This is a genomic window from Streptomyces sp. NPDC001108 (assembly GCF_053598535.1).
The window spans coordinates 67,529-86,623 of sequence record NZ_JBSFKL010000016.1 but is presented as its reverse complement, the minus strand read 5'-3'; the positions used below and the strand labels follow the sequence as shown (position 1 = coordinate 86,623).

Sequence of the window (19,095 nt, the reverse complement as noted above, 5' to 3'; positions counted from 1 at the left end):
GTAGCCGGTACCTCTGACATGCAGCGGCGAACGGAGTGGAACCGTTCGGTGACGCGCCCGGCCCCGCCCGCGAGGGCTACCCGCCCCGGTGTCGGACGGGGTGCCCCGTGTGATCGTCGGGGGTGGTGACAGACTGGACGGCATGGCTTACGACGATCTTCGTTCCCTCCTCCGGGCCCTGGAGCGCGAGGGCGATCTCAAGCGCATCAAGGCCGAGGTCGACCCCTACCTGGAGGTCGGCGAGATCGTCGACCGGGTCAACAAGGCGGGCGGACCCGCCCTGCTCTTCGAGAACGTCAAGGGGTCCTCGATGCCCCTGGCCATGAACGTCTTCGGGACCGACCGGCGGCTGCTGAAGGCGCTCGGGCTGAAGTCCTACGCCGACATCAGCGACAAGATCGGCGGGCTGCTCAGGCCGGAGCTGCCGCACGGCTTCGTCGGCGTCCGCGAGGCCTTCGGCAAGCTCGGCTCGATGGTCCACGTGCCGCCGAAGAAGGTGAAGCAGGAGAGCGCCCCGGTCCAGGAGGTGGTCCTGACCGGCGACGACGTGGACCTGGACCAGCTGCCCGCGCTCTTCACCTGGCCCGGGGACGGCGGCTCCTTCTTCAACCTGGGCCTCACCCACACCAAGGACCCGGAGACCGGGATCCGCAACCTGGGGCTGTACCGGCTCCAGCGCCACGACCGCCGCACGATCGGCATGCACTGGCAGATCCACAAGGACAGCCGCAACCACTACCAGGTCGCCGCCCGGCGCGGGGAGCGGCTGCCGGTCGCCATCGCCTTCGGGGCGCCGCCCTCGGTGACGTACGCCTCCACCGCGCCGCTGCCCGGGGACATCGACGAGTACCTCTTCGCCGGGTTCGTCCAGGGCAAGCGGATCGAGATGGTCGACTGCAAGACCGTGCCGCTCCAGGTGCCCGCGCAGGCGGAGGTCGTCCTGGAGGGGTGGCTGGAGCCCGGGAAGACGCTGCCCGAGGGGCCGTTCGGCGACCACACCGGCTTCTACACCCCGCAGGAGCCGTTCCCCGCGCTGACCATCGACTGCGTGACCATGCGGCGGCGCCCGCTGCTCCAGTCGATCGTGGTGGGCCGGCCGCCGACCGAGGACGGGCCGCTGGGGCGGGCCACCGAGCGGTTCTTCCTGCCGCTCCTCAAGATCATCGTGCCGGACATCGTGGACTACCACCTGCCGGAGGCGGGCGGCTTCCACAACTGCGCGATCGTCTCGATCGACAAGAAGTACCCGAAGCACGCCCAGAAGGTGATGAGCGCGATCTGGGGCGCGCACATGATGTCGCTGACCAAGCTGATCGTGGTGGTGGACTCCGACTGCGACGTCCACGACCTGCACGAGGTGGCCTGGCGGGCGCTGGGCAACACGGACTACGCGCGCGACCTCACGGTCACCGAGGGCCCCGTCGACCACCTCGACCACGCCTCCTACCAGCAGTTCTGGGGCGGCAAGGCGGGCATCGACGCGACGCGCAAGTGGCCCGAGGAGGGCTACACCCGGGACGGGGGCTGGCCGGAGATGGTCGAGTCCGACCCGGAGACGGCGGCGAAGGTCGACCGCCGGTGGAAGGAATACGGACTGTGAGCGCCGCCGAAGCAGCACTGGGCACCGGGCCCGTACGGCCGAACAGCAAGGTCAAGGCGTTCCTGCGGCTGGTGATGATCGAGCACTCGGTCTTCGCGCTGCCCTTCGCGTACATCGCCGCGCTGACCGCGATGTTCCTGGACGACGGGTCGATCCACTGGGTGACGCTGCTCCTGGTCACCGTCGCGATGGTGGGGCTGCGGACCTTCGCGATGGCCGCCAACCGGATCATCGACCGGGAGATCGACGCGCGCAACCCGCGCACGGCCGGCCGGGAGCTGGTCACCGGCGCGGTCTCGGTCCGGTCGGCGTGGACGGGGGCGCTCGTCGCCGTCGTCTTCTTCCTGGGCGCGGCGGCGCTGCTCAACCCGCTCTGTCTGGCGCTGGCGCCGGTCGCGGTGGTGCCGATGGTGGTCTATCCGTACGGGAAGCGGTTCACCCACTACCCGCACGCCATCCTCGGGATCGCGCAAGCGATGGGGCCGATCGGTGCCTGGCTGGCGGTGACCGGCAGTTGGTCGTGGGAGGCGGTGATCCTCGGGCTCGCGGTCGGTGTCTGGATCGGCGGCTTCGACCTGATCTTCGCCTGCCAGGACGTCCAGGCCGACCGGGCGCACGGGGTGCTCTCGGTGCCGGCCCGGTTCGGCGTCCCGGCGGCGCTGTGGGGCGCCCGGGTCTGCCATGTGATCACGACCGGGCTGCTGGTCTGGTTCGGGCTGGCCAGCGGGGCCGGGCTGTTCTACTGGATCGGCATGGCGGTCGTGGCCGTCGCCTTCGTCTACGAGCACCGGGTGGTGCGCCCGCACGATCTGTCCCGGCTGAACCGGGCGTTCTTCTCGGTCAACGGTTTCATCGGGATCGCGCTCTTCGCCTGCGCGCTGCTGGACCTGGTGGTGCGGGGCCTGGTGGTCTGACCGTGCCGGGCCGGCCGTTCGACGGTTCTCAGGGACGGCGGCGGAAGACGAACGCCGCCGCCACCCCCGCCACCAGGCCGAACAGATGCCCCTGCCAGCTCACCGAGGTGTTGGCCGGGGAGAGCCCCAGCAGGATCGTCGAGCCCCAGATCGCGCCGACGACCAGCCCGACGACCATGTCGAGCACTCTGCGGTCCACGAATCCGCGGACGAGCAGATAGCCGAAGAGCCCGAAGACCAGCCCGGACGCGCCCGCCGTGTTGGAGTACTCCGGCGCGACCAGCCAGACGCCCAGTCCGTCGACCACCATGATCGTGGCGGCCACGGCGAGGAACCGGCGGATGCCGCCGAGCGCGGCGAGGAAGCCGAAGACCAGCAGCGGCACGCTGTTGGACGCGACATGGCCGAAGCCGAAGTGGATGAAGGACGCGGGCACGACGTCCACCAGCTCGGCGGCCCGGCGCGGCTCGATCCCGAAGCCGTCCAGCGCGTGGCCGGTCGCCGTGTCGACGATTTCGAGCAGCCAGAGGAGCGCCACCCAGCCCGCCATGAGCTTGGCCGCGGCCCGCGCCCGGTCGCCGGCGGGCCGCTCCGGTGCCGTGTACCCGGTGAGTGCGCTCATCGTGGCCCCCTGCTCGTTCCGTGTCCTTGGGGGCGGCCGCGCCGTTCCCGTTCCCCCACCGGGAACGCCGGGGCACCGTCGACGGTTCCGTTCCGGTGCGGCCGGATAGGCTCATGCGTGTGGAATCCGGGACTTCAGTGAGCCAACAGCAGCGCCGGCCTTGGATTGTCGGGGTTTCGGGCGCCTCGGGCACCCCATTCGCCGCCTCGGTGCTGCGCGGTCTGCTGGCCGCGGGGGAGAGCGTCGATCTGGTGGTGAGCCGGGCCTCCCGGCTGACGCTGCTGGACGAGACGGGGATCGCGTTCCGCGACGCGCACTGGCAGGAGGACCTGCGCAGCTGGCTGGCGCGCGGTGCGGACGGCAAACCGCACACCTTCGACGTGGACGTCGAGGGCGTGCGGTACTGGGCGGCCGGTGATCTCGCGGCCGGGCCGTCCTCGGGCTCGTACCCGGCGAAGGGGATGCTGATCGTTCCGGCCTCGACGGCCTGTGTGGCCGGGGTGGCGCTCGGGCTCTCGAAGGATCTGCTCCAGCGGGCGGCGAGCGTGACGCTCAAGGAGCGGCGGACGCTGGTCGTCGCGGTGCGCGAGACGCCGCTGAACGGGCAGACGCTGAAACATCTGGTGAGCCTGGACGAGGCGGGCGCCGTGGTGCTGCCCGCCTCTCCGGCGTTCTACGCGGGGGCGACGCACATCCAGGATCTGGTGGACTTCGTCGCCGGTCGGGTACTGGACGCGGCAGGGGTGCCGCACGGCCTGTACCGCCGGTGGGAGGGAGAGCTCGGTGGCGGCTCCCGTGACTCCCGTGGCTGACCCGGAAGGGCCTGTGGTCAGCGCTTCTTCATGGCGCGCGGCTTACGGGTCCGGTCGACCCGGTGCGCGGCGGCGGGCTGGTGGGCACGCGAGCGGTTGGCCAGGTCCTGAAGCTCGCGCATCCGGGCGTAGGCCATCTCGATCGTGTACACGGTCTCACTCCTGAAGATTCGAAAGTATTTATGCGGATGCTCGGGAAGATTTGCAGGCAATGAAGCCTGCATGCCTTAGATTCTACACGTAAACTCGCGATACTGCTGAACAATGGAAGGTTTCAGTCATATGGACGCGGTGGACAGGCAGCTCATCCAGGCACTCCGGGAGAACGGCAGGGCCTCGTACGCCGAGCTGGGACGGCTCGTCGGGCTCTCCGGGCCCAGCGTCACCGACCGCATCAACCGGCTGGAATCCGCCGGTGTCATCACCGGCTACCGCGCCACCGTCGACTCCGCGTCCCTCGGGCTCGGCGTCACGGCCCTGATCGGCATCTCGCTCTCCGACGCGGCCGACCACGAGGACGTCGCGCGGCGGCTGAAGGACCTGGCGGAGATCGAGGACGCCTGGTTCATCGCGGGCGACGACTCGTACATGCTCAAGGTGCGGGTCGGCGACGTGGACGGGCTGGAGCGCACCATCCGCCGGCTCAGTGGGACGAAGGGCGTCTCGCGCACCCGTACCACGATCGTGCTCTCCACCAAGTGGGAGAACCGGGTCGGCGAACTGCCCGAGCAGCCGTAGGCGTACCGTGGTGGAACCCCCGGACGGCCGGGGGTTTCGCCCGGTATCAGCCATCGCCGGGACACGCACCGCACATCGACAACTGGGAGGCAGCCGCATGGACGTCGGGCTCAAGCGCGAGCTGGAGGAGAAGGTCCGCGCGGGTGAGCGCCTGACCCGTGAGGACGGCATCGCGCTCTACGAGTCGGACGACCTGGCCTGGCTCGGCGGCCTCGCGCACCAGGTGCGCACCCGGCTGAACGGCGATGTCGTGCACTTCAACGTCAACCGCCACCTCAACATGACCAATGTGTGCACGGCGTCGTGCGCCTACTGCTCGTTCCAGCGCAAGCCGGGCGAGAAGGACGCGTACACCATGCGCATCGAGGAGGCCGTCCGCCTGGCGAAGGCCATGGAGGGCGAGAACCTCACCGAGCTGCACATCGTCAACGGCCTCCACCCCACCCTGCCGTGGCGCTACTACCCGCGCTCGCTCAGCGCGCTGAAGGAAGCCCTGCCGCAGGTCTCCCTCAAGGCGTTCACCGCCACCGAGATCCACCACTTCGAGACGATCTCCGGGCTCTCCGCCTCCGAGATCCTCGACGAGCTGATCGAGGCCGGTCTGGAGTCGCTGACCGGCGGCGGCGCGGAGATCTTCGACTGGGAGGTCCGCCAGCACATCGTGGACCACAACACCCACTGGGAGGACTGGTCGCGCATCCACCGGCTGGCCCACGAGAAGGGGCTCAAGACCCCGGCGACCATGCTGTACGGGCACATCGAGGAGCCCCGGCACCGCGTCGACCACGTGCTGCGGCTGCGTGAGCTCCAGGACGAGACCGGCGGTTTCCAGGTCTTCATCCCGCTGCGCTACCAGCACGACTTCGTGGACATGCAGGACGGCAAGATCCGCAACAAGCTCCAGGCGCGGACGACGATGGCGACCGGCGCCGAGGCGCTGAAGACCTTCGCGGTCTCCCGGCTGCTCTTCGACAACGTCCCGCACGTCAAGGTCTTCTGGGTGATGCACGGGGTGCAGACCGCCCAGCTCGCGCTCCAGCACGGCGCGGACGACATGGACGGCTCGGTCGTCGAGTACAAGATCACCCATGACGCGGACAACTTCGGCACGCCGAACAAGCTCGGCCGCGACGACCTGCTGGATCTGATCCGCGACGCGGGCTTCCGGCCGGTCGAGCGCAACACGCGCTACGAGATCATCCGCGAGTACCCGGGCCCGGACGCCGACCGGCGCGAGTCGCCGCAGCCGATGCGCGTCTGACCCGCCGACCGCCCCGCACGCGAGAAAGCCCTGACCCCTGTGGCCAGGGCTTTCTCGCGTTCCGGACAGACTTTGAGCGCGATGGTGGGTAAGGGTTACTCTGCCGCTATGGCTCTTACGTTCGAACTGGACCCGAAGGTCGACCGCGCGCTCCGCGAGGGCGTTGTCGCGCTGTGGACCGATGTCTCCAACGCGGGCGGCGCGGTGGGCTTCGTACCGCCCGTGACGGCCGACGAGATCCGGCCCGAGATGGCCAAGCACCTGGCCGCGATGGGGGAGGGGCACACCCGTCTGCTGGTCGGCCGGGACGCGGACGGGGCGGTCGCCGCCACCGCCTTCCTCGCCCTCAACACCCACCGGCTGATGACCCACTGGCTCTGGCTCTACACGGTGATGGTCCACCCCCGCCACCAGGGCAAGGGGTACGGGCGCGACCTGATGGCCGCCGCGGCCGATGCCGCCCGTTCCCTCGACGGCATCGAGGCGATCCGGCTCACCTGCCGGGGCGGCACCGGCGTCGACCGCTTCTACGGATCCTGCGGCTACAAGGAGGTCGGTCGGGTGCCCGACGCGATCCGGGTGGCCGAGGGGGACGACCGGGACGACATCATCATGCTGCTGCCGCTGGGAACCGTCTGACCGGCGGGGACCGTCCGGGCGGTGCGACGCGGGGCCTCCTTTGGCGGAGCCCTCCGAACTGATCGATTCCGGGGCATGCTTCACTGGTCGGGCAGGACCGAAGGACGTCATACGCTGAGAGAGAGGCCAACTGTGTCCGCTGCCAAGCCGAGCGCGACAATTCGGTACACCGCGATGCGCCTCAGCATCTTCGTCGGCTGCTTCCTCGTCGCGGCCGTCGCCGTCCACTTCGGTCTGCTGCCCTCCGGGACGAACGGTTCGAACGTCGTCTGGGTGATTCTGCTCGCCCTGGTCCTGTCCGCGCCGCTCAGCTACGTGCTGCTGCGCAAGCAGCGCGACGAGATGTCCGAGCAGATCGTCGGCAAGGTCGACCGCGCCAAGCGGCGCCTGGAGTCGAACCGCACCCGCGAGGACCACGTCACCTCGTGAACGAAGGCCCCCGGAACGGCGTGAGGGACGGGTAAGTTTCCTCACACCCCCGCGGCGCGCACGCGTACTTCACGAAACCCCGGCCCCGGAGCACCCCGCTCCGTGACGCCGGGGTTTCTGTCGTTCCCGGGCGGAACGGGACGGGCCGGGGTGGAACGGGCCCAGGCATGGCGGATGCGCGAAGAGGGAAGAGTCAAAGAAGGCCTTTGAGGTTCCCAAAGTTCAAGTGTTAACGTGTTGGGCATGAAGACAGCAGTGCGCCCTCGACACGCCATGAGCATCCCGCTCGTGGTGCGCCTGCATGTCGATCTCTGCCGCTGTATGTCCGCGGTCTGTTGCCGCGCAGTCTGAACGGCACCATGCAGCGGCGCCACCCCTGACGCGGGCGCCGCACCCACCCCCGTCCCACGAATCCCTGCCCCTGTGCGCCCCGATGCGTCACATCTGGAGTGTGTCCGTGTCCGCGAATCCCGCGTCCACCGCTGCCGAGACCCCGTCCGGCTCCGGTTTCCGGCTTCCCAAGGTCCCGTTCTGGGCCCAGATAGTCGCCGGTCTCGTCCTCGGTGTCGTCCTGGGCTGGCTGGCCCGCAGCTACGACATCGGCTGGCTGTACACCACGCTCGACAAGGTCGGCCACATCTTCGTCCAGCTGCTGAAGCTGGCCGTCGCGCCGCTCGTCTTCTTCGCGATCCTGGTGTCGATCACCAACCTGCGGAAGGTCAACAACGCCGCCCGGCTGGCCACCCGCACCCTGCTCTGGTTCATGATCACCTCACTGATCGCGGTCGCCATCGGCCTCGCGATCGGTCTGATCACCAACCCGGGCGCGGGCACCGGACTCACGCCGAAGGACGGCAAGCTGCCGGAGCACGCCGGCTCCTGGCTCGACTTCCTGACCGGGATCATCCCGGACAACGTGATCACGCCGTTCACCGAGCTGAACGTGCTCCAGATCGTCTTCATGGCCGCCGTCGCCGGTATCGCCGCCCTCCAGCTCGGCGAGAAGGCCCAACCGATCCTCACCCTCAGCGAGTCCGTCCTGGAGCTGCTCCAGAAGGCCCTGTGGTGGGTCATCCGCCTCGCCCCGATCGGCACCGTCGGCCTCATCGGCTACGCCATCGCCGACTACGGCTGGGACCTGATCGGCAAGTACGCCACGTTCACCGCCGACATCTACATCGGCTGCGCCCTGGTGCTGTTCGGCGTGTACCCGCTGCTCCTCGCGACGGCCGCCAAGCTCAGCCCGGTCCAGTTCTACAAGGGTGCCTGGCCGGCCATCCAGCTGGCCTTCGTCTCCCGCTCCTCGGTCGGCACCATGCCGGTCACCCAGAAGGTCACCGAGCGCCTCGGCGTCCCGAAGGAGTACGCCTCCTTCTCGGTCCCGTTCGGCGCCACCACCAAGATGGACGGCTGCGCCGCGATCTACCCGGCGCTGGCGGCGATCTTCATCGCGCAGATCTTCGATGTGCAGCTCGGTGTCGGCGACTACATCCTGATCGCCTTCGTCTCGGTGATCGGTTCGGCGGCCACCGCCGGTCTCACCGGTGCGACGGTCATGCTGACCCTCACGCTGTCGACGCTGGGCCTCCCGCTGGAGGGCGTCGGCCTGCTGATGGCGATCGACCCGATCCTCGACATGATGCGTACGGCCACCAACGTGGCGGGCCAGGCGCTGGTCCCGGTGATCGTCGCGGCCCGCGAGAAGATCCTCGACCACGACGCGTACAACTCGGCCTCCTCCTCGCCGGTCGACGACACGCCGCGTGAGACCGAGGCGCCGGCCGGCGCGGCCGGTGACGCCGAGGTGCGCGACGCCGAGCCGGAGCGGGTTCCGGCCACCGCGTAGCCGGTGCGCGTACGACAGCACGGGACGCCCCCGGTCCGCGAGCGCGGACCGGGGGCGTCCTCGTACCCTTACCGGGGGAGAGCGGTGCGACCGGGGGCGGAAGGGATTCGACGTGGGTGCGGTGAAGAACAAACGGATGCCGCGTGCCGTGCGCGAGCGGCAGATGATGGAGGCCGCCGTGCGGACCTTCGGGCAGCGGGGGTACCGGGCCGCCTCGATGGACGAGATCGCCGAGCTGGCGGGGGTCTCCAAGCCGCTCGTCTACCTGTACCTCCACTCCAAGGAGGAGCTGTTCACCGCCTGCATCAGGCGTGAGGCGAAGGCGCTGGTCGACGCGGTACGGGCCGGGGCGGAACCGGGGCTTCCGGCGGACCGGCAGCTCTGGTCCGGGCTGCGGGCGTTCTTCACGCACACGGCCGAGAACCCGGACGGCTGGGCGGTGCTGCACCGCCAGGCGCGTACGCACGGGGAGCCGTTCGCCGACGAGGTGGCGGTGATGCGCGACGAGATCGTCGCGTTCGTGACGGAGCTGATCGGGGCCGCGGCCCGCGAGGCGCACCGCGACCCGGAGCTGCCCGACCGCGATGTGGCCGGGCTCGCGCAGGCGCTGGTGGGGGCCGCGGAGTCGCTCGCCGGCTGGGCCAACGAGACCCCGGGCGTCTCGGCGAAGGAGGCCGCGGCCACCCTGATGAACTTCTCCTGGGCGGGGCTGGAGAACCTTATGAACGGCCGCCCCTGGCAGCCTCCTGCCCCGGACCGGGAGCACGCCGCGTCCGCCCGGTGAGGTGGACGCGGCCGGTGGCGGAGCGGAGCTGGAATCCGGTGTCGTCGGCCGCGTAGGTGACGGTGGCGGGCAGCAGGACCGGGGCCCTGAAGTCGGCCCGTACGTGGTGGACCTCGTCCGGGCGCGGGATCTCGGCCAGGCAGTGGGCGACGGTCCACATGCCGTGGGCGATGGCCCGGGGGAAGCCGAAGAGCCGGGCGGTCAGCGGGTACAGGTGGATGGGGTTCCGGTCGCCGGAGGCGGCGCCGTACCGCCGTCCCAGGTCGCCGGGGAGCCGCCATTCGGCGACGGCGGGAAGCTCCTCGGCGGTGGCGGGAGCCCGGGGTGTCCCGGGGACGGGGGTGTCCCGGTCGTGCCGGGACAGGTAGCCGCTGCGGGACTCCCAGACCAGGGTGTCCGCACGCCGCGCCTCGGTGACCATCGTGACCTCGGTCCCGCGCCGGTGCGGGGTCAACTCCTCTGCGTACACGGTGAGTTCGAGCGCGTCGGCGGGGTGCACGGGCTGGTGGCGGGTGATCTCGATCCAGGTGTGGACGAGGCCGAGCACCGGCAGTGGGAAGGCCCGGTCCGCCATCAGCCCCATGGTGAGCGGGAAGCCCAGCACCTGCGGATAGGTGAGCGGCAGCGCGGTGTCCGGCCCGGTGAAGCCGCACACCTCGCGGTACGCGGCGAGCGGGCCGGGCGGGGGCGGCGCGGCCGGGCGGACGGCCCGTTCGGCGGGGAGCACGGCGCCGGGGGCACCCGCCCTCTTGAAGAAAGAGGTGACAGTCGCTCGGGCGAGTGTCACGTTCATCTTCGCCATGGGGGTCACGCTCCCAGCAGGCTCTGGCCGCAGACCCGCACGACCTGGCCGTTGACGGCCGCCGATCCGGGCTGGGCGAACCAGGCGGCCGTCTCGGCGACGTCGACCGGGAGTCCGCCCTGTGCCAGGGAGTTCATCCGGCGGCCCGCCTCCCGGATGAACAGCGGCACGGCCGCGGTCATCCTCGTCTCGATGAAGCCGGGCGCCACCGCGTTGACCGTGATGCCGTGCTCGGCGGCGGCGCGCGGGGCCAGCGAGCGGACCAGCCCGATGATGCCCGCCTTGCTCGCCGCGTAGTTGGTCTGGCCGTTGTTGCCCGCGATCCCGGCGATGGACGCGGTGGCGACGATCCGGCCGCCGTGGTTGAGGGTGCCCGCCTTCAGCAGGGCGTCCGTGGTGCGCAGCACCGAGTCCAGGTTCACGTCGACGACCGATGCCCAGCGTTCGGCGGGCATGTTGGCGAGGCGGCGGTCCCGGGTGATGCCCGCGTTGTGGACGAGTACGTCGAGGCCGTCCGGGACCGCGTCGGCGATCCGCTCGGCGGCTTCGTCGGCGGTGATGTCCAGCGGCAGCGCGGTGGCGCCGAGCCGCTCGGCGGTGGCGGCCAGTTCGTCGCGGACGGCCGGCACGTCCAGGACGAGCACCCGGGCGCCGTCCCGGACCAGCACCTCGGCGACCGAGGCGCCGATGCCGCGCGCCGCGCCGGTGACCAGGGCGGTGCGCCCGGCGAGCGGGGCCGCCGGATCGGCGACGGGGCCGGGCTCGGCGGCGGTCAGCTCGATCACCTGGCCGCTGACGTACGCGGACCGGGGCGAGAGCAGGAAACGCAGGGTGGAGCCGGCCGCCCCGACGCCTTCCGGGACGATCCGGAGCAGCTGTACGGTGGCGCCCCGGCCGACCTCCTTGCCCAGGGAGCGCACGAACCCCTCCAGCGCCTGCTGGGCGGCGGCCTGGTGGTGGTCGTCGGCGGACGGGCGCACCCCCAGCACCACGACGCGCCCGCCCGGGGCGAGGGAGCGGATCACCGGATGCAGCGCCGCGTGGACCTCGGCGAGCCCGCCCGGGGTGACGACCCCCGTCGCGTCCAGCACGATCCCGGCGGGGCGCTCCGCGGTGCCGCCGGGGCCGGTGACGTCGAGTCCGGTCGACGCGAGGAGCGCCCCGAGCCGGTCGGTCACCGCGGAGTCCCCGGCGGTGAGGTGGAGCAGCGGGCCGTCCAGCGTCGGCGTCCCGGGCGACCACCGGCGCAGCGCGGCGGGCTGCGGCAGCCCGAGCCGCCGGGTCAGGAAACGGCCGGGTGCGGTGCCGGTGAAGCGCAGATAGCGGTCGGCCATTGTCCAGACTCCCTGCTCGGTCGTAGATTTACTCCAGAGTAAGGTTACTCAAGAGTCAGGAGCTGGTCGAGATGATCCCCCTCGCACTCCCGCAGCCCCGCAGGGTCGCGGTCGTCGGCGGCAGCCGCGTTCCGTTCGCGCGCTCCGACGGCCCGTACGCGCGAGTCTCCAACCAGCGGCTGCTGACGGCCGCGCTGGACGGTCTGGTCGAGCGGTTCGGGCTCCAGGGGCAGCGGGTCGGCGAGTTCGTCGCGGGCGCGGTGCTCAAGCACAGCCGCGACTTCAACCTCGCCCGGGAGACCGTGCTCGGCTCGGCCCTCGACCCGCGCACCCCCGCGTACGACATCCAGCAGGCGTGCGGCACCGGGCTCCAGGCGGTCGTCGCCGCCGCGAACAAGATCATGCTCGGGGCGGTCGACTCGGCGATCGCGGGCGGCACGGACACGGCCAGCGACGCACCGCTCGGCGTCAACGACGAACTGCGGCGCATCCTGCTGGCCGCCCGCCGGGCGAAGTCGACGGGCGGCCGGCTCAAGGCGCTCGCCGGGGTGCGCCCCCGCCACCTCGTCCCGGAGATCCCGCGCAACGCGGAGCCCCGCACCGGCCTCTCGATGGGGGAGCACGCGGCGATCACCGCCCGCCGCTGGGGGATCGGCCGAGAGGAGCAGGACCTGCTAGCCGCCACCAGCCACCAGCGGCTCGCGGCGGCGTACGAACGCGGCTTCCTGGACGACCTGGTGGTGCCGTTCCAGGGGCTGGAGCGCGACCAGAACCTGCGCCCCGGTTCCACGGTGGAGAAACTCGCCACGCTGAAGCCGGTGTTCGGCACCGACCACCCCGACGCCACGATGACCGCGGGCAATTCGACCCCGCTCACCGACGGCGCCGCGGCCGTGCTGCTGGCGAGCGAGGAGTGGGCCCGCGAGCGCGGACTGGAACCGCTCGCCTACCTCTCCCTGTACGAGACGGCCGCCGTCGACCATGTGCACGGCGAGGACGGTCTGCTGATGGCCCCGGCGTACGCCGTGCCGCGCATGCTGGAGCGGGCCGGGCTGACCATCAAGGACTTCGACCTGTTCGAGATCCACGAGGCGTTCGCCTCGCAGGTGCTGGCCACCCTGGCGGCCTGGGAGAAGCAGGGGCTGGCCCCGGTGGACCGGGACCGGCTCAACGTCGCCGGCTCCTCGCTCGCCACCGGCCACCCGTTCGCCGCGACCGGCGCCAGGATCGTCGCGACGCTGGCGAAGCTGCTGGCGGAGCGGGACGGGCCGTCGCGGGGGCTCATCTCGATCTGCGCGGCGGGCGGCCAGGGCGTCACGGCCATCCTCGAACGTCCCTGAGCGCTCCGGGTCCGTGTGAAGGCCCTGGAGTCATGACGCGGCCATTCGTAGCGGAACAGCACGTAGAGCACGTAGAGCACGTTCAGCACCGCACCGGACGCCGGACGGACCCGGCGCCACCGCCCGCCACCACGCCGAGGAGCCGCACGTGTCCACGCCACCCACGCCATCCACCGCGTCCGCCCCCGTGCTGGTCGAACCGACCCTCACCCGGGGCGCGGACGGCACCGTCCGGCAGGCCGCCGTACCGCCCGCCGCCCCGCAGGTGCGCCGCGGCTCGCTCGCCGAGATCCCGTTCGACAACGCCCGCGAGGCCCCCACCGAGGCCGTCCTCAGCCGCAAACAGCCCCGCGGCAGCGGCAAGGACAGCGACGACGACGGCGGCGGCGGGTGGCGGGACGTGACGGCGGCGAAGTTCGCCGAGGAGGTCCTGGCCGTCGCCAAGGGGCTGATCGCGGAAGGGCTCGGCCCCGGCGACCGGATCGCGATCATGGCGCGTACGACGTACGAGTGGACCCTGCTGGACTTCGCGGCCTGGGCCGCCGGGCTCGTCACCGTCCCCGTCTACCCGACCTCCTCCGCCCTCCAGGCCCGCTGGATCCTCCAGGACTCCGGCGCCGCCGCCTGCGCCGTCGAGACCACGGAACAGGCCCGGCTGATCAGCCAGGAACGCAAGGGGCTCGGCGGCCTCGTCCACCTCTGGCAGTTCGACACCGGCGCCCTCGACCGGCTGAGGGAGGCGGGCCGCGACGTCCCCGACGACGCCGTCACCGCCCGCCGCGCCGCCCTGACCCCGCAGACCCCCGCCACCCTCATCTACACCTCCGGCACCACCGGCCGCCCCAAGGGCTGCGTGCTCAGCCACGGCAACTTCTTCGCCGAGGTGGACAACGCGATCGAACTGCTCCACCCGGTCTTCAAGTCGGTCAGCAAGTACCCCGCCTCCACCCTGCTCTTCCTGCCGCTCTCGCACGTCTTCGGGCGGATGGTCGCGATCGGCTGCCTGCGCGCCCGGGTCAGGCTCGGCCACGCCCCGTCGATCAGGACGGAGGACCTCCTCGACGACCTGGCCGGCTTCCGGCCGTCGTTCCTGCTGGCCATTCCGTACGTGCTGGAGAAGGTGTACAACACCGGCCGGGCCACCGCCGAGAAGATGGGCCGCGCCGCCTCCTTCGACCGGGCCGCCCGGATCGCCCAGCGCTACGGGGAGGCCGTCGAGGCCGCCGAACACGGCACCGGCCCCGGACCGGGGGTCGGCCTCAGGGCCGCCCGCGCCCTGTACGAACCGCTGGTCTACCGCCGCATCCGGGCCGCGCTCGGCGGCCACGTCCGGCACGTGATCTGCGGCGGCTCCCCGCTGGGCCGCCGCCTCGCCGCGTTCTACGCGGGCGCCGGCGTCGAGATCTACGAGGGCTACGGCCTCACCGAGACCACCGCCGCCGCCACCGTCACCCCGCCGCTCAAACCCCGCCTGGGCACCGTCGGCTGGCCGCTGCCCGGCACCGCCGTACGGATCGCGGACGACGGCGAGGTGCTGCTCGGCGGCGGCCAGGTGTTCCAGGGGTACTGGAACGGGGAGCGGGGACAGGTGACGCCCGCCGGGCAGGGCGGCTGGTTCGCCACCGGCGACCTCGGCGCGCTCGACGACGAGGGCTACCTCACGATCACCGGCCGCAAGAAGGACATCATCATCACCTCCGGCGGCAAGAACGTCACCCCGGCCCCGCTGGAGGACCGGCTGCGCGCCCACCCCCTGATCAGCCAGTGCATGGTGGTCGGCGACAACCGCTCCTTCGTCGCCGCGCTGATCACCCTGGACCCGGAGGGGCTCGCGCACTGGCGCAGGATGACGAAGAAGCAGGACGTCCCGATCCGGGAACTGGTCGACGACGACGAGCTGCGCACCGCCCTGCAACGCGCCGTCGACGAGGCCAACCAACTGGTCTCGCGGGCGGAGTCGATCCGCAGGTTCACCGTCCTGACGGTCGACTTCACCGAGGAGGCCGGGCAGTTGACCCCGTCCCTGAAGCTGAAACGCGCCGCGATCGCCCGTGACTTCGAGGCGGAGATCGAGGCGCTGTACCGGAAGTGAACGCGGGCGGGCGGAGGCGGTCGGTGCCCCGGGCTGGCCGGGGCACCGCCGTTCCTACACCTTGCCGTTGTAGTGCGTGATGTCCCAGTGGCTGCCCTCGTTGGCGTAGACGTTCCCCGCGGCGGACTTGTACAGCACGGCCCCGTCGCCGCGCTTGCCCGCCTTGGCGAGCTTGCCCTTGATGTAGGTGTTGACGCAGGCGACCTTGGTGGAGATGTCGGTCTTGTAGCCGTTGCTGTGGCTGTACGTGCCGGGGGAGTGGCCCGCCTCGGTGCCGCCGGTGATGACCACCTTGCAGCCGCTGGCCTTCTTGAACGCGATGACACCGTCGACGGACGCCTTGTTGATCCCGGTGAACGACGTGCACGTCTTTTTGCTCCGGTCGGAGCACTTGCCGCTGGACGTCCAGGTCACCCCCGCCTTCGTGAGCACGGCGGCGGCGTCCTCGTGCTTGGCGTACTTCGCCGGGGCGGCGGCCGGGACGACGGCCTGCGCGGCCCCGGCCGCCATCAGGGCCGACGCGGCGGCGAGGGCGGCGACGACCGCGCGGGCGGAGAGCGGACCGATACGTCGTGTCATGTGAGGCACTCCTTGTCCATCCTTCGGAGATCCTTCGGAAGGTCGGCCGAGGCTTCGAGGCTTTCGGCTGCGGCGATCCTGCCCGGCCCGGACCCGTTCCGAGGGTCGCCCATCGTGTGAAAGACGGTCGCCGAGGTTGACCCGGGGCTTTCATCGGACGGCCGAAGGCGCGCGGCGCGGTAGTCGAACAGTTCGACGGTACGGCCTCGCTCCGGCGCCTTTCGGAGTGCCATTGCAGCGGATGATCGGAAGAATTTTCCTCCCGCAACTCCCTTGCCCCGCAAGTGTTCTGCGGATGCTCCGTGAACGCTCCGGCGTGCGCCCGGTGGTTTCGTACGCAAGGTCAAAAGCGGCGTGTCCGAAGGTAAAGGGAGAGTCACGTGGGTATAGGTATTCTCGTCTTCGCAGGAGGACGGCCCCGTGCCGGTATGGCGCGGGAACACCGCCGTTCCCCCCACGCGTCAGCGCGCCGCAGGAGCCCACGTCAATGGCATCCAGGGCGGCGGAAAACTTCTCAACTGCCTTTCATGTCCAACGAATTCGCCGGGCCATCGGTCCGGTGGATCGACGACTCATCGGTAAGGAGACGCCATGCGTTACGGAACTGCGCTGAGGGAAGAAGTCCGGGCCCCGGGAACGACCCCTCTCATCGGTATCTACGACATGTACTCGGCCTCGGTCGTGGCCCGTCATTACGACGGGTTCTTCGTGTCCGGATTCGGCTTCGCGGCCTCCCACTACGGGCTGCCGGACATCGGATTCATCGCCTGGCCGGACATGGTGGCCTTCGTGGAGCGGCTGCGGCTGGCCTTCCCGGCGCACCACCTGCTGGTCGACATCGACGACGGTTACGTGGACCCCGAGGTCGCCTGCCACGTGGTTCAGCGGCTGGAGCGGATCGGCGCCTCCGGGATCATCCTGGAGGACCAGAAGCGCCCGCGCCGCTGCGGGCATGCGGACGGCAAGCAGGTGCTGCCGCTGGAGGAGTACCTGGAGAAGCTGGACCTGGTACTGAAGAGTCGGCGCGACCTGCTCGTCGTGGCCCGCACGGACGCCACGGAGGAGGCCGACATCCTGCGCCGGGCCGAGGCGCTGGCGGCGACGGAGGCGGACGTGGTGCTGGTCGACGGGGTGCGCAGCGTCGAGTGGATCCGCCGCGTCCGTGAGGTGACCGGGGACAAGCCGCTGCTCTTCAACCAGATCGCGGGCGGCAAGTCGCCCCGGCTCTCGCTCTCCGAACTGGACGATCTGGGCTGCCAGGTGGCGATCTACAGCACCCCGTGCCTGTTCGCCGCGCACGCCGCGATCGACTCCGCGCTGTCGGAGCTGAAGGCGTCGGACGGCCGGCTCCCGGAGTTCGTGGCCTCGGAGGGAATCGGGGTGCAGCGCTCGACCGAACTGCTGGAACGCAACATCAGCCGCCACCACCCGGTCCCCGCGTCCGCCTGACCCGTACGCACCAGGGCGCGCCCACAAGCTCCGTACGGTCCCCGCTCCGCGCATCGGCGGGGACCGTACGGACGGCAGAAGCGCGCCCTCGACCCCCGAGCCCCACCTCGAGAGACCGGAGCCACTCGTGCCACGAACACCACGAGCACCACGAATCCCCCTCCCTTCCGCAGCCTCGCGTGCCGCCCTCCTGATCACCCTCGGCGCCCTCTGTCAGGCCGCCGTCACCGGCACGGCGTGGGCGGACGCCCCGGACGGCGGGATGGAGACGCACCACGGACCGTCCCTGATCACCATCGACAACTCCAACGCCGACTCCTGGCTGGAGGTGGACCGCACCCTGAACGTATTGGGCCCCTTCAGCAAGGGCACGGCGGGCAGCGACCACGACGGCGGTGGCGGCGCGATCGACCAGCACGTCTCGTCGTCCCAGGCGGTGGGCGTCCAGGCGGCCCCGGACGAACAGGCCGACGAGGACGACGAGGAGGAGGACGCCCCGCTCCCGCCGCCCGCACCGGCGGAGTCCGCGGCGACCGGCGGCGACGACCCGGAGGGCGACGCCGACCACGACACTGGCGCCCGGCCGCTCGCCTGAACCCCTGACCCCTGAGCACTGAGGTCCGGACTCAGCCCGGGTCTGTGGTGTGCGTGCGCTCGTCGCCGTGCGCCACGCCGAGGACGGAGCCGGTCAGGAGGACGGCGACGGAATCCACCGTGGGCGCGCCGGTGAACATGGCGGGACGGTGGCCCACACCCTCAAGGAGGTCCATTAAGCGCGCTTCGTCCATGCGGCGATCGAATGCGGCCCGCCCGACCGGTGACGCCGGTCGGGCGGGTGGGCCCCGTACTGCCGTGGACGCCGGACCGTCCGGGGAATCCCGGGCGGTGATGGTGGAGTTCGGCGTCACGGGCGGGCAACAGGACTGGGGTGTGGGGTGGGGACGATCCTCAAGGGCATGGACCGCGTCCGGTGGCATGAGCTGACACATGCGTACGGATCGGCGGCGGAGGTTCCGGGGCGACTGTCGCGCGTGGCGTGGGGTGACGCCCGTACCGGCGGTTCGGCCTTGAGCGATCTGGGTCTGTGGCTCGGTGAGCTGGCTGTCTTCGACGCGACGGTGGAGGCGGTTCCGTATCTCTGGGAACTCGCCGCGACCGACTCGGTCACCAGCCGACCCGGTGTGATCGAGTTGCTGCGGACGATCCTCGAACACGCCAACCCTCCCAGGATCGAGGTGCAGCGGGCGGCCCACCGGGCTGTGCTCGACGGCAGGGGCGTGGCGGAAGTTCTGATCCGTGACGAGGACGCTGTCGTGCGGGCGGCTGCCCGTGGCCTGGTGAGGGAGATCGACGGCCACGTCTGCGATTCCTGCCCTGTCGTCCGTCGGGAGAAGAGGGTGGGGCGGTGATGGTGGGAATGCCGAGCGTTCGTCCCTCTGCCCCTACGGCTTCCGTCGCACGTCTCGCCGGGGTCGCTGCCGCAGCCGCGCTGGTCGCGTTGACCGGGTGCGACAGTGGTCGGGAGGGGTCGGTGGCGGCCGCCTCGGCCGGTCGGCGACGGCCCGGTCCTGCTGTCCGTGGCATCCAGGCAGGGGAACGCGGAGCTTCCACTGGCCGGGCGGATCGGCACCGGAACGCTGGCCGTCCAGGTCAACTGCCAGGGCGAGGGCACCCTCGACGTCACGGTCACGGGCGTCGCGCTCTCGTTTCCCCTGGACTGTGTGAAGGGCGAGGTCAGCAGCGCCTACAACGAGGTCCACCTGAAGAAGGCGCGTGGCGAGGGCGCCGTGCGGATCACGGCCCCGGCGGGCGTCCGCTGGGCCGTCACGGTCGAGAGGTAGGCCGAGGGCCGGG

At 71.1% G+C, this 19,095-nt stretch carries 21 protein-coding genes; 15 read left to right on the top strand and 6 right to left on the bottom strand.

What is annotated here, in order from left to right; all coding sequences use genetic code 11:
- Positions 1-142: 142 nt before the first annotated feature.
- Together ACWC97_RS28480 and mqnP are read left to right on the top strand one after the other, a co-directional pair.
- Complete coding sequence (locus tag ACWC97_RS28480; protein ID WP_366297587.1) at positions 143-1,600, top strand: menaquinone biosynthesis decarboxylase; 1,458 nt, start codon at positions 143-145, stop codon at positions 1,598-1,600.
- A complete protein-coding gene (gene mqnP / locus ACWC97_RS28475; RefSeq protein WP_352278555.1) occupies positions 1,597-2,514 on the top strand; it encodes a menaquinone biosynthesis prenyltransferase MqnP in 918 nt (305 codons plus the stop codon). Before ACWC97_RS28480 ends, mqnP begins: the two co-directional genes overlap by 4 nt.
- Positions 2,515-2,542: 28 nt before the next feature.
- On the opposite strand, the gene ACWC97_RS28470 is transcribed toward mqnP, so the two are convergent.
- Entirely contained in the window at positions 2,543-3,136 is a 594-nt protein-coding gene (locus ACWC97_RS28470; RefSeq protein WP_352278557.1) for a rhomboid family intramembrane serine protease, read from the bottom strand.
- A gap of 137 nt (positions 3,137-3,273) precedes the next feature.
- Here ACWC97_RS28470 and ACWC97_RS28465 point away from each other — a divergent pair, with 137 nt between their 5' ends.
- Complete coding sequence (locus tag ACWC97_RS28465; RefSeq protein ID WP_352278558.1) at positions 3,274-3,948, top strand: UbiX family flavin prenyltransferase; 675 nt, start codon at positions 3,274-3,276, stop codon at positions 3,946-3,948.
- A 17-nt stretch (positions 3,949-3,965) separates the two neighbouring features.
- On the opposite strand, the gene ACWC97_RS28460 is transcribed toward ACWC97_RS28465, so the two are convergent.
- Positions 3,966-4,100 carry a hypothetical protein gene (locus ACWC97_RS28460; protein WP_256260259.1) on the bottom strand — a complete coding sequence of 45 codons (135 nt, stop codon included), beginning with the start codon at positions 4,098-4,100 and terminating at the stop codon, positions 3,966-3,968.
- A gap of 130 nt (positions 4,101-4,230) precedes the next feature.
- On the opposite strand from ACWC97_RS28460, the gene ACWC97_RS28455 reads away from it, so the two are divergent.
- From ACWC97_RS28455 to ACWC97_RS28430, 6 genes are all read left to right on the top strand, one after another.
- Positions 4,231-4,686 carry an Lrp/AsnC family transcriptional regulator gene (locus ACWC97_RS28455; RefSeq protein ID WP_352278560.1) on the top strand — a complete coding sequence of 152 codons (456 nt, stop codon included), beginning with the start codon at positions 4,231-4,233 and terminating at the stop codon, positions 4,684-4,686.
- A 97-nt stretch (positions 4,687-4,783) separates the two neighbouring features.
- Positions 4,784-5,947 (top strand): aminofutalosine synthase MqnE, encoded by a 1,164-nt coding sequence (gene mqnE, locus ACWC97_RS28450; protein ID WP_352278562.1) that lies wholly within the window; start codon positions 4,784-4,786, stop codon positions 5,945-5,947.
- Between the two features lie 108 nt (positions 5,948-6,055).
- Positions 6,056-6,586: a GNAT family N-acetyltransferase gene (locus ACWC97_RS28445; protein ID WP_352278564.1), complete on the top strand. Its 531-nt coding sequence runs from the start codon at positions 6,056-6,058 to the stop codon at positions 6,584-6,586.
- A gap of 174 nt (positions 6,587-6,760) precedes the next feature.
- Complete coding sequence (locus ACWC97_RS28440) at positions 6,761-7,015, top strand: DUF4229 domain-containing protein (protein ID WP_385214868.1); 255 nt, start codon at positions 6,761-6,763, stop codon at positions 7,013-7,015.
- Positions 7,016-7,472: 457 nt separating this feature from the next.
- A complete protein-coding gene (locus ACWC97_RS28435) occupies positions 7,473-8,861 on the top strand; it encodes a dicarboxylate/amino acid:cation symporter (RefSeq protein WP_352278566.1) in 1,389 nt (462 codons plus the stop codon).
- Positions 8,862-8,997: 136 nt separating this feature from the next.
- Positions 8,998-9,645, top strand: coding sequence for a TetR/AcrR family transcriptional regulator (locus ACWC97_RS28430; protein ID WP_450652411.1), 648 nt, complete (start codon positions 8,998-9,000; stop codon positions 9,643-9,645).
- On the opposite strand, the gene ACWC97_RS28425 is transcribed toward ACWC97_RS28430, so the two are convergent.
- Both ACWC97_RS28425 and ACWC97_RS28420 read right to left on the bottom strand, forming a co-directional pair.
- On the bottom strand, positions 9,581-10,447 hold the full coding sequence (locus ACWC97_RS28425) for a MaoC/PaaZ C-terminal domain-containing protein (protein WP_450652339.1): 867 nt from the start codon (positions 10,445-10,447) through the stop codon (positions 9,581-9,583). The two genes, ACWC97_RS28430 and ACWC97_RS28425, sit on opposite strands and share 65 nt — an antisense overlap.
- 5 nt (positions 10,448-10,452) lie before the next feature.
- Complete coding sequence (locus tag ACWC97_RS28420) at positions 10,453-11,781, bottom strand: 3-oxoacyl-ACP reductase (RefSeq protein WP_352278570.1); 1,329 nt, start codon at positions 11,779-11,781, stop codon at positions 10,453-10,455.
- Positions 11,782-11,852: 71 nt separating this feature from the next.
- Here ACWC97_RS28420 and ACWC97_RS28415 point away from each other — a divergent pair, with 71 nt between their 5' ends.
- Together ACWC97_RS28415 and ACWC97_RS28410 are read left to right on the top strand one after the other, a co-directional pair.
- Positions 11,853-13,121, top strand: coding sequence for an acetyl-CoA C-acetyltransferase (locus ACWC97_RS28415; protein WP_450652337.1), 1,269 nt, complete (start codon positions 11,853-11,855; stop codon positions 13,119-13,121).
- A gap of 148 nt (positions 13,122-13,269) precedes the next feature.
- The gene (locus ACWC97_RS28410) at positions 13,270-15,213 is read left to right on the top strand and encodes an AMP-dependent synthetase/ligase (RefSeq protein WP_450652335.1); all 1,944 of its coding nucleotides are present in this window, start codon (positions 13,270-13,272) and stop codon (positions 15,211-15,213) included.
- Between the two features lie 54 nt (positions 15,214-15,267).
- On the opposite strand, the gene ACWC97_RS28405 is transcribed toward ACWC97_RS28410, so the two are convergent.
- Positions 15,268-15,792, bottom strand: coding sequence for a hypothetical protein (locus tag ACWC97_RS28405; protein ID WP_352278574.1), 525 nt, complete (start codon positions 15,790-15,792; stop codon positions 15,268-15,270).
- 591 nt (positions 15,793-16,383) lie between these two features.
- Here ACWC97_RS28405 and ACWC97_RS28400 point away from each other — a divergent pair.
- On the top strand, positions 16,384-17,241 hold the full coding sequence (locus tag ACWC97_RS28400; RefSeq protein ID WP_352278576.1) for an isocitrate lyase/PEP mutase family protein: 858 nt from the start codon (positions 16,384-16,386) through the stop codon (positions 17,239-17,241).
- Positions 17,242-17,503: 262 nt separating this feature from the next.
- The gene (locus tag ACWC97_RS28395; protein WP_352278577.1) at positions 17,504-17,836 is read left to right on the top strand and encodes a hypothetical protein; all 333 of its coding nucleotides are present in this window, start codon (positions 17,504-17,506) and stop codon (positions 17,834-17,836) included.
- A 31-nt stretch (positions 17,837-17,867) separates the two neighbouring features.
- On the opposite strand, the gene ACWC97_RS28390 is transcribed toward ACWC97_RS28395, so the two are convergent.
- Positions 17,868-18,029, bottom strand: a complete 162-nt coding sequence (locus ACWC97_RS28390; protein WP_450652332.1) for a hypothetical protein — start codon at positions 18,027-18,029, stop codon at positions 17,868-17,870.
- A 147-nt stretch (positions 18,030-18,176) separates the two neighbouring features.
- Here ACWC97_RS28390 and ACWC97_RS28385 point away from each other — a divergent pair, with 147 nt between their 5' ends.
- Together ACWC97_RS28385 and ACWC97_RS28380 are read left to right on the top strand one after the other, a co-directional pair.
- The gene (locus ACWC97_RS28385; protein ID WP_450652330.1) at positions 18,177-18,650 is read left to right on the top strand and encodes a hypothetical protein; all 474 of its coding nucleotides are present in this window, start codon (positions 18,177-18,179) and stop codon (positions 18,648-18,650) included.
- 168 nt (positions 18,651-18,818) lie between these two features.
- Complete coding sequence (locus ACWC97_RS28380) at positions 18,819-19,082, top strand: hypothetical protein (protein WP_450652329.1); 264 nt, start codon at positions 18,819-18,821, stop codon at positions 19,080-19,082.
- The last annotated feature ends 13 nt before the right edge of the window (positions 19,083-19,095 follow it).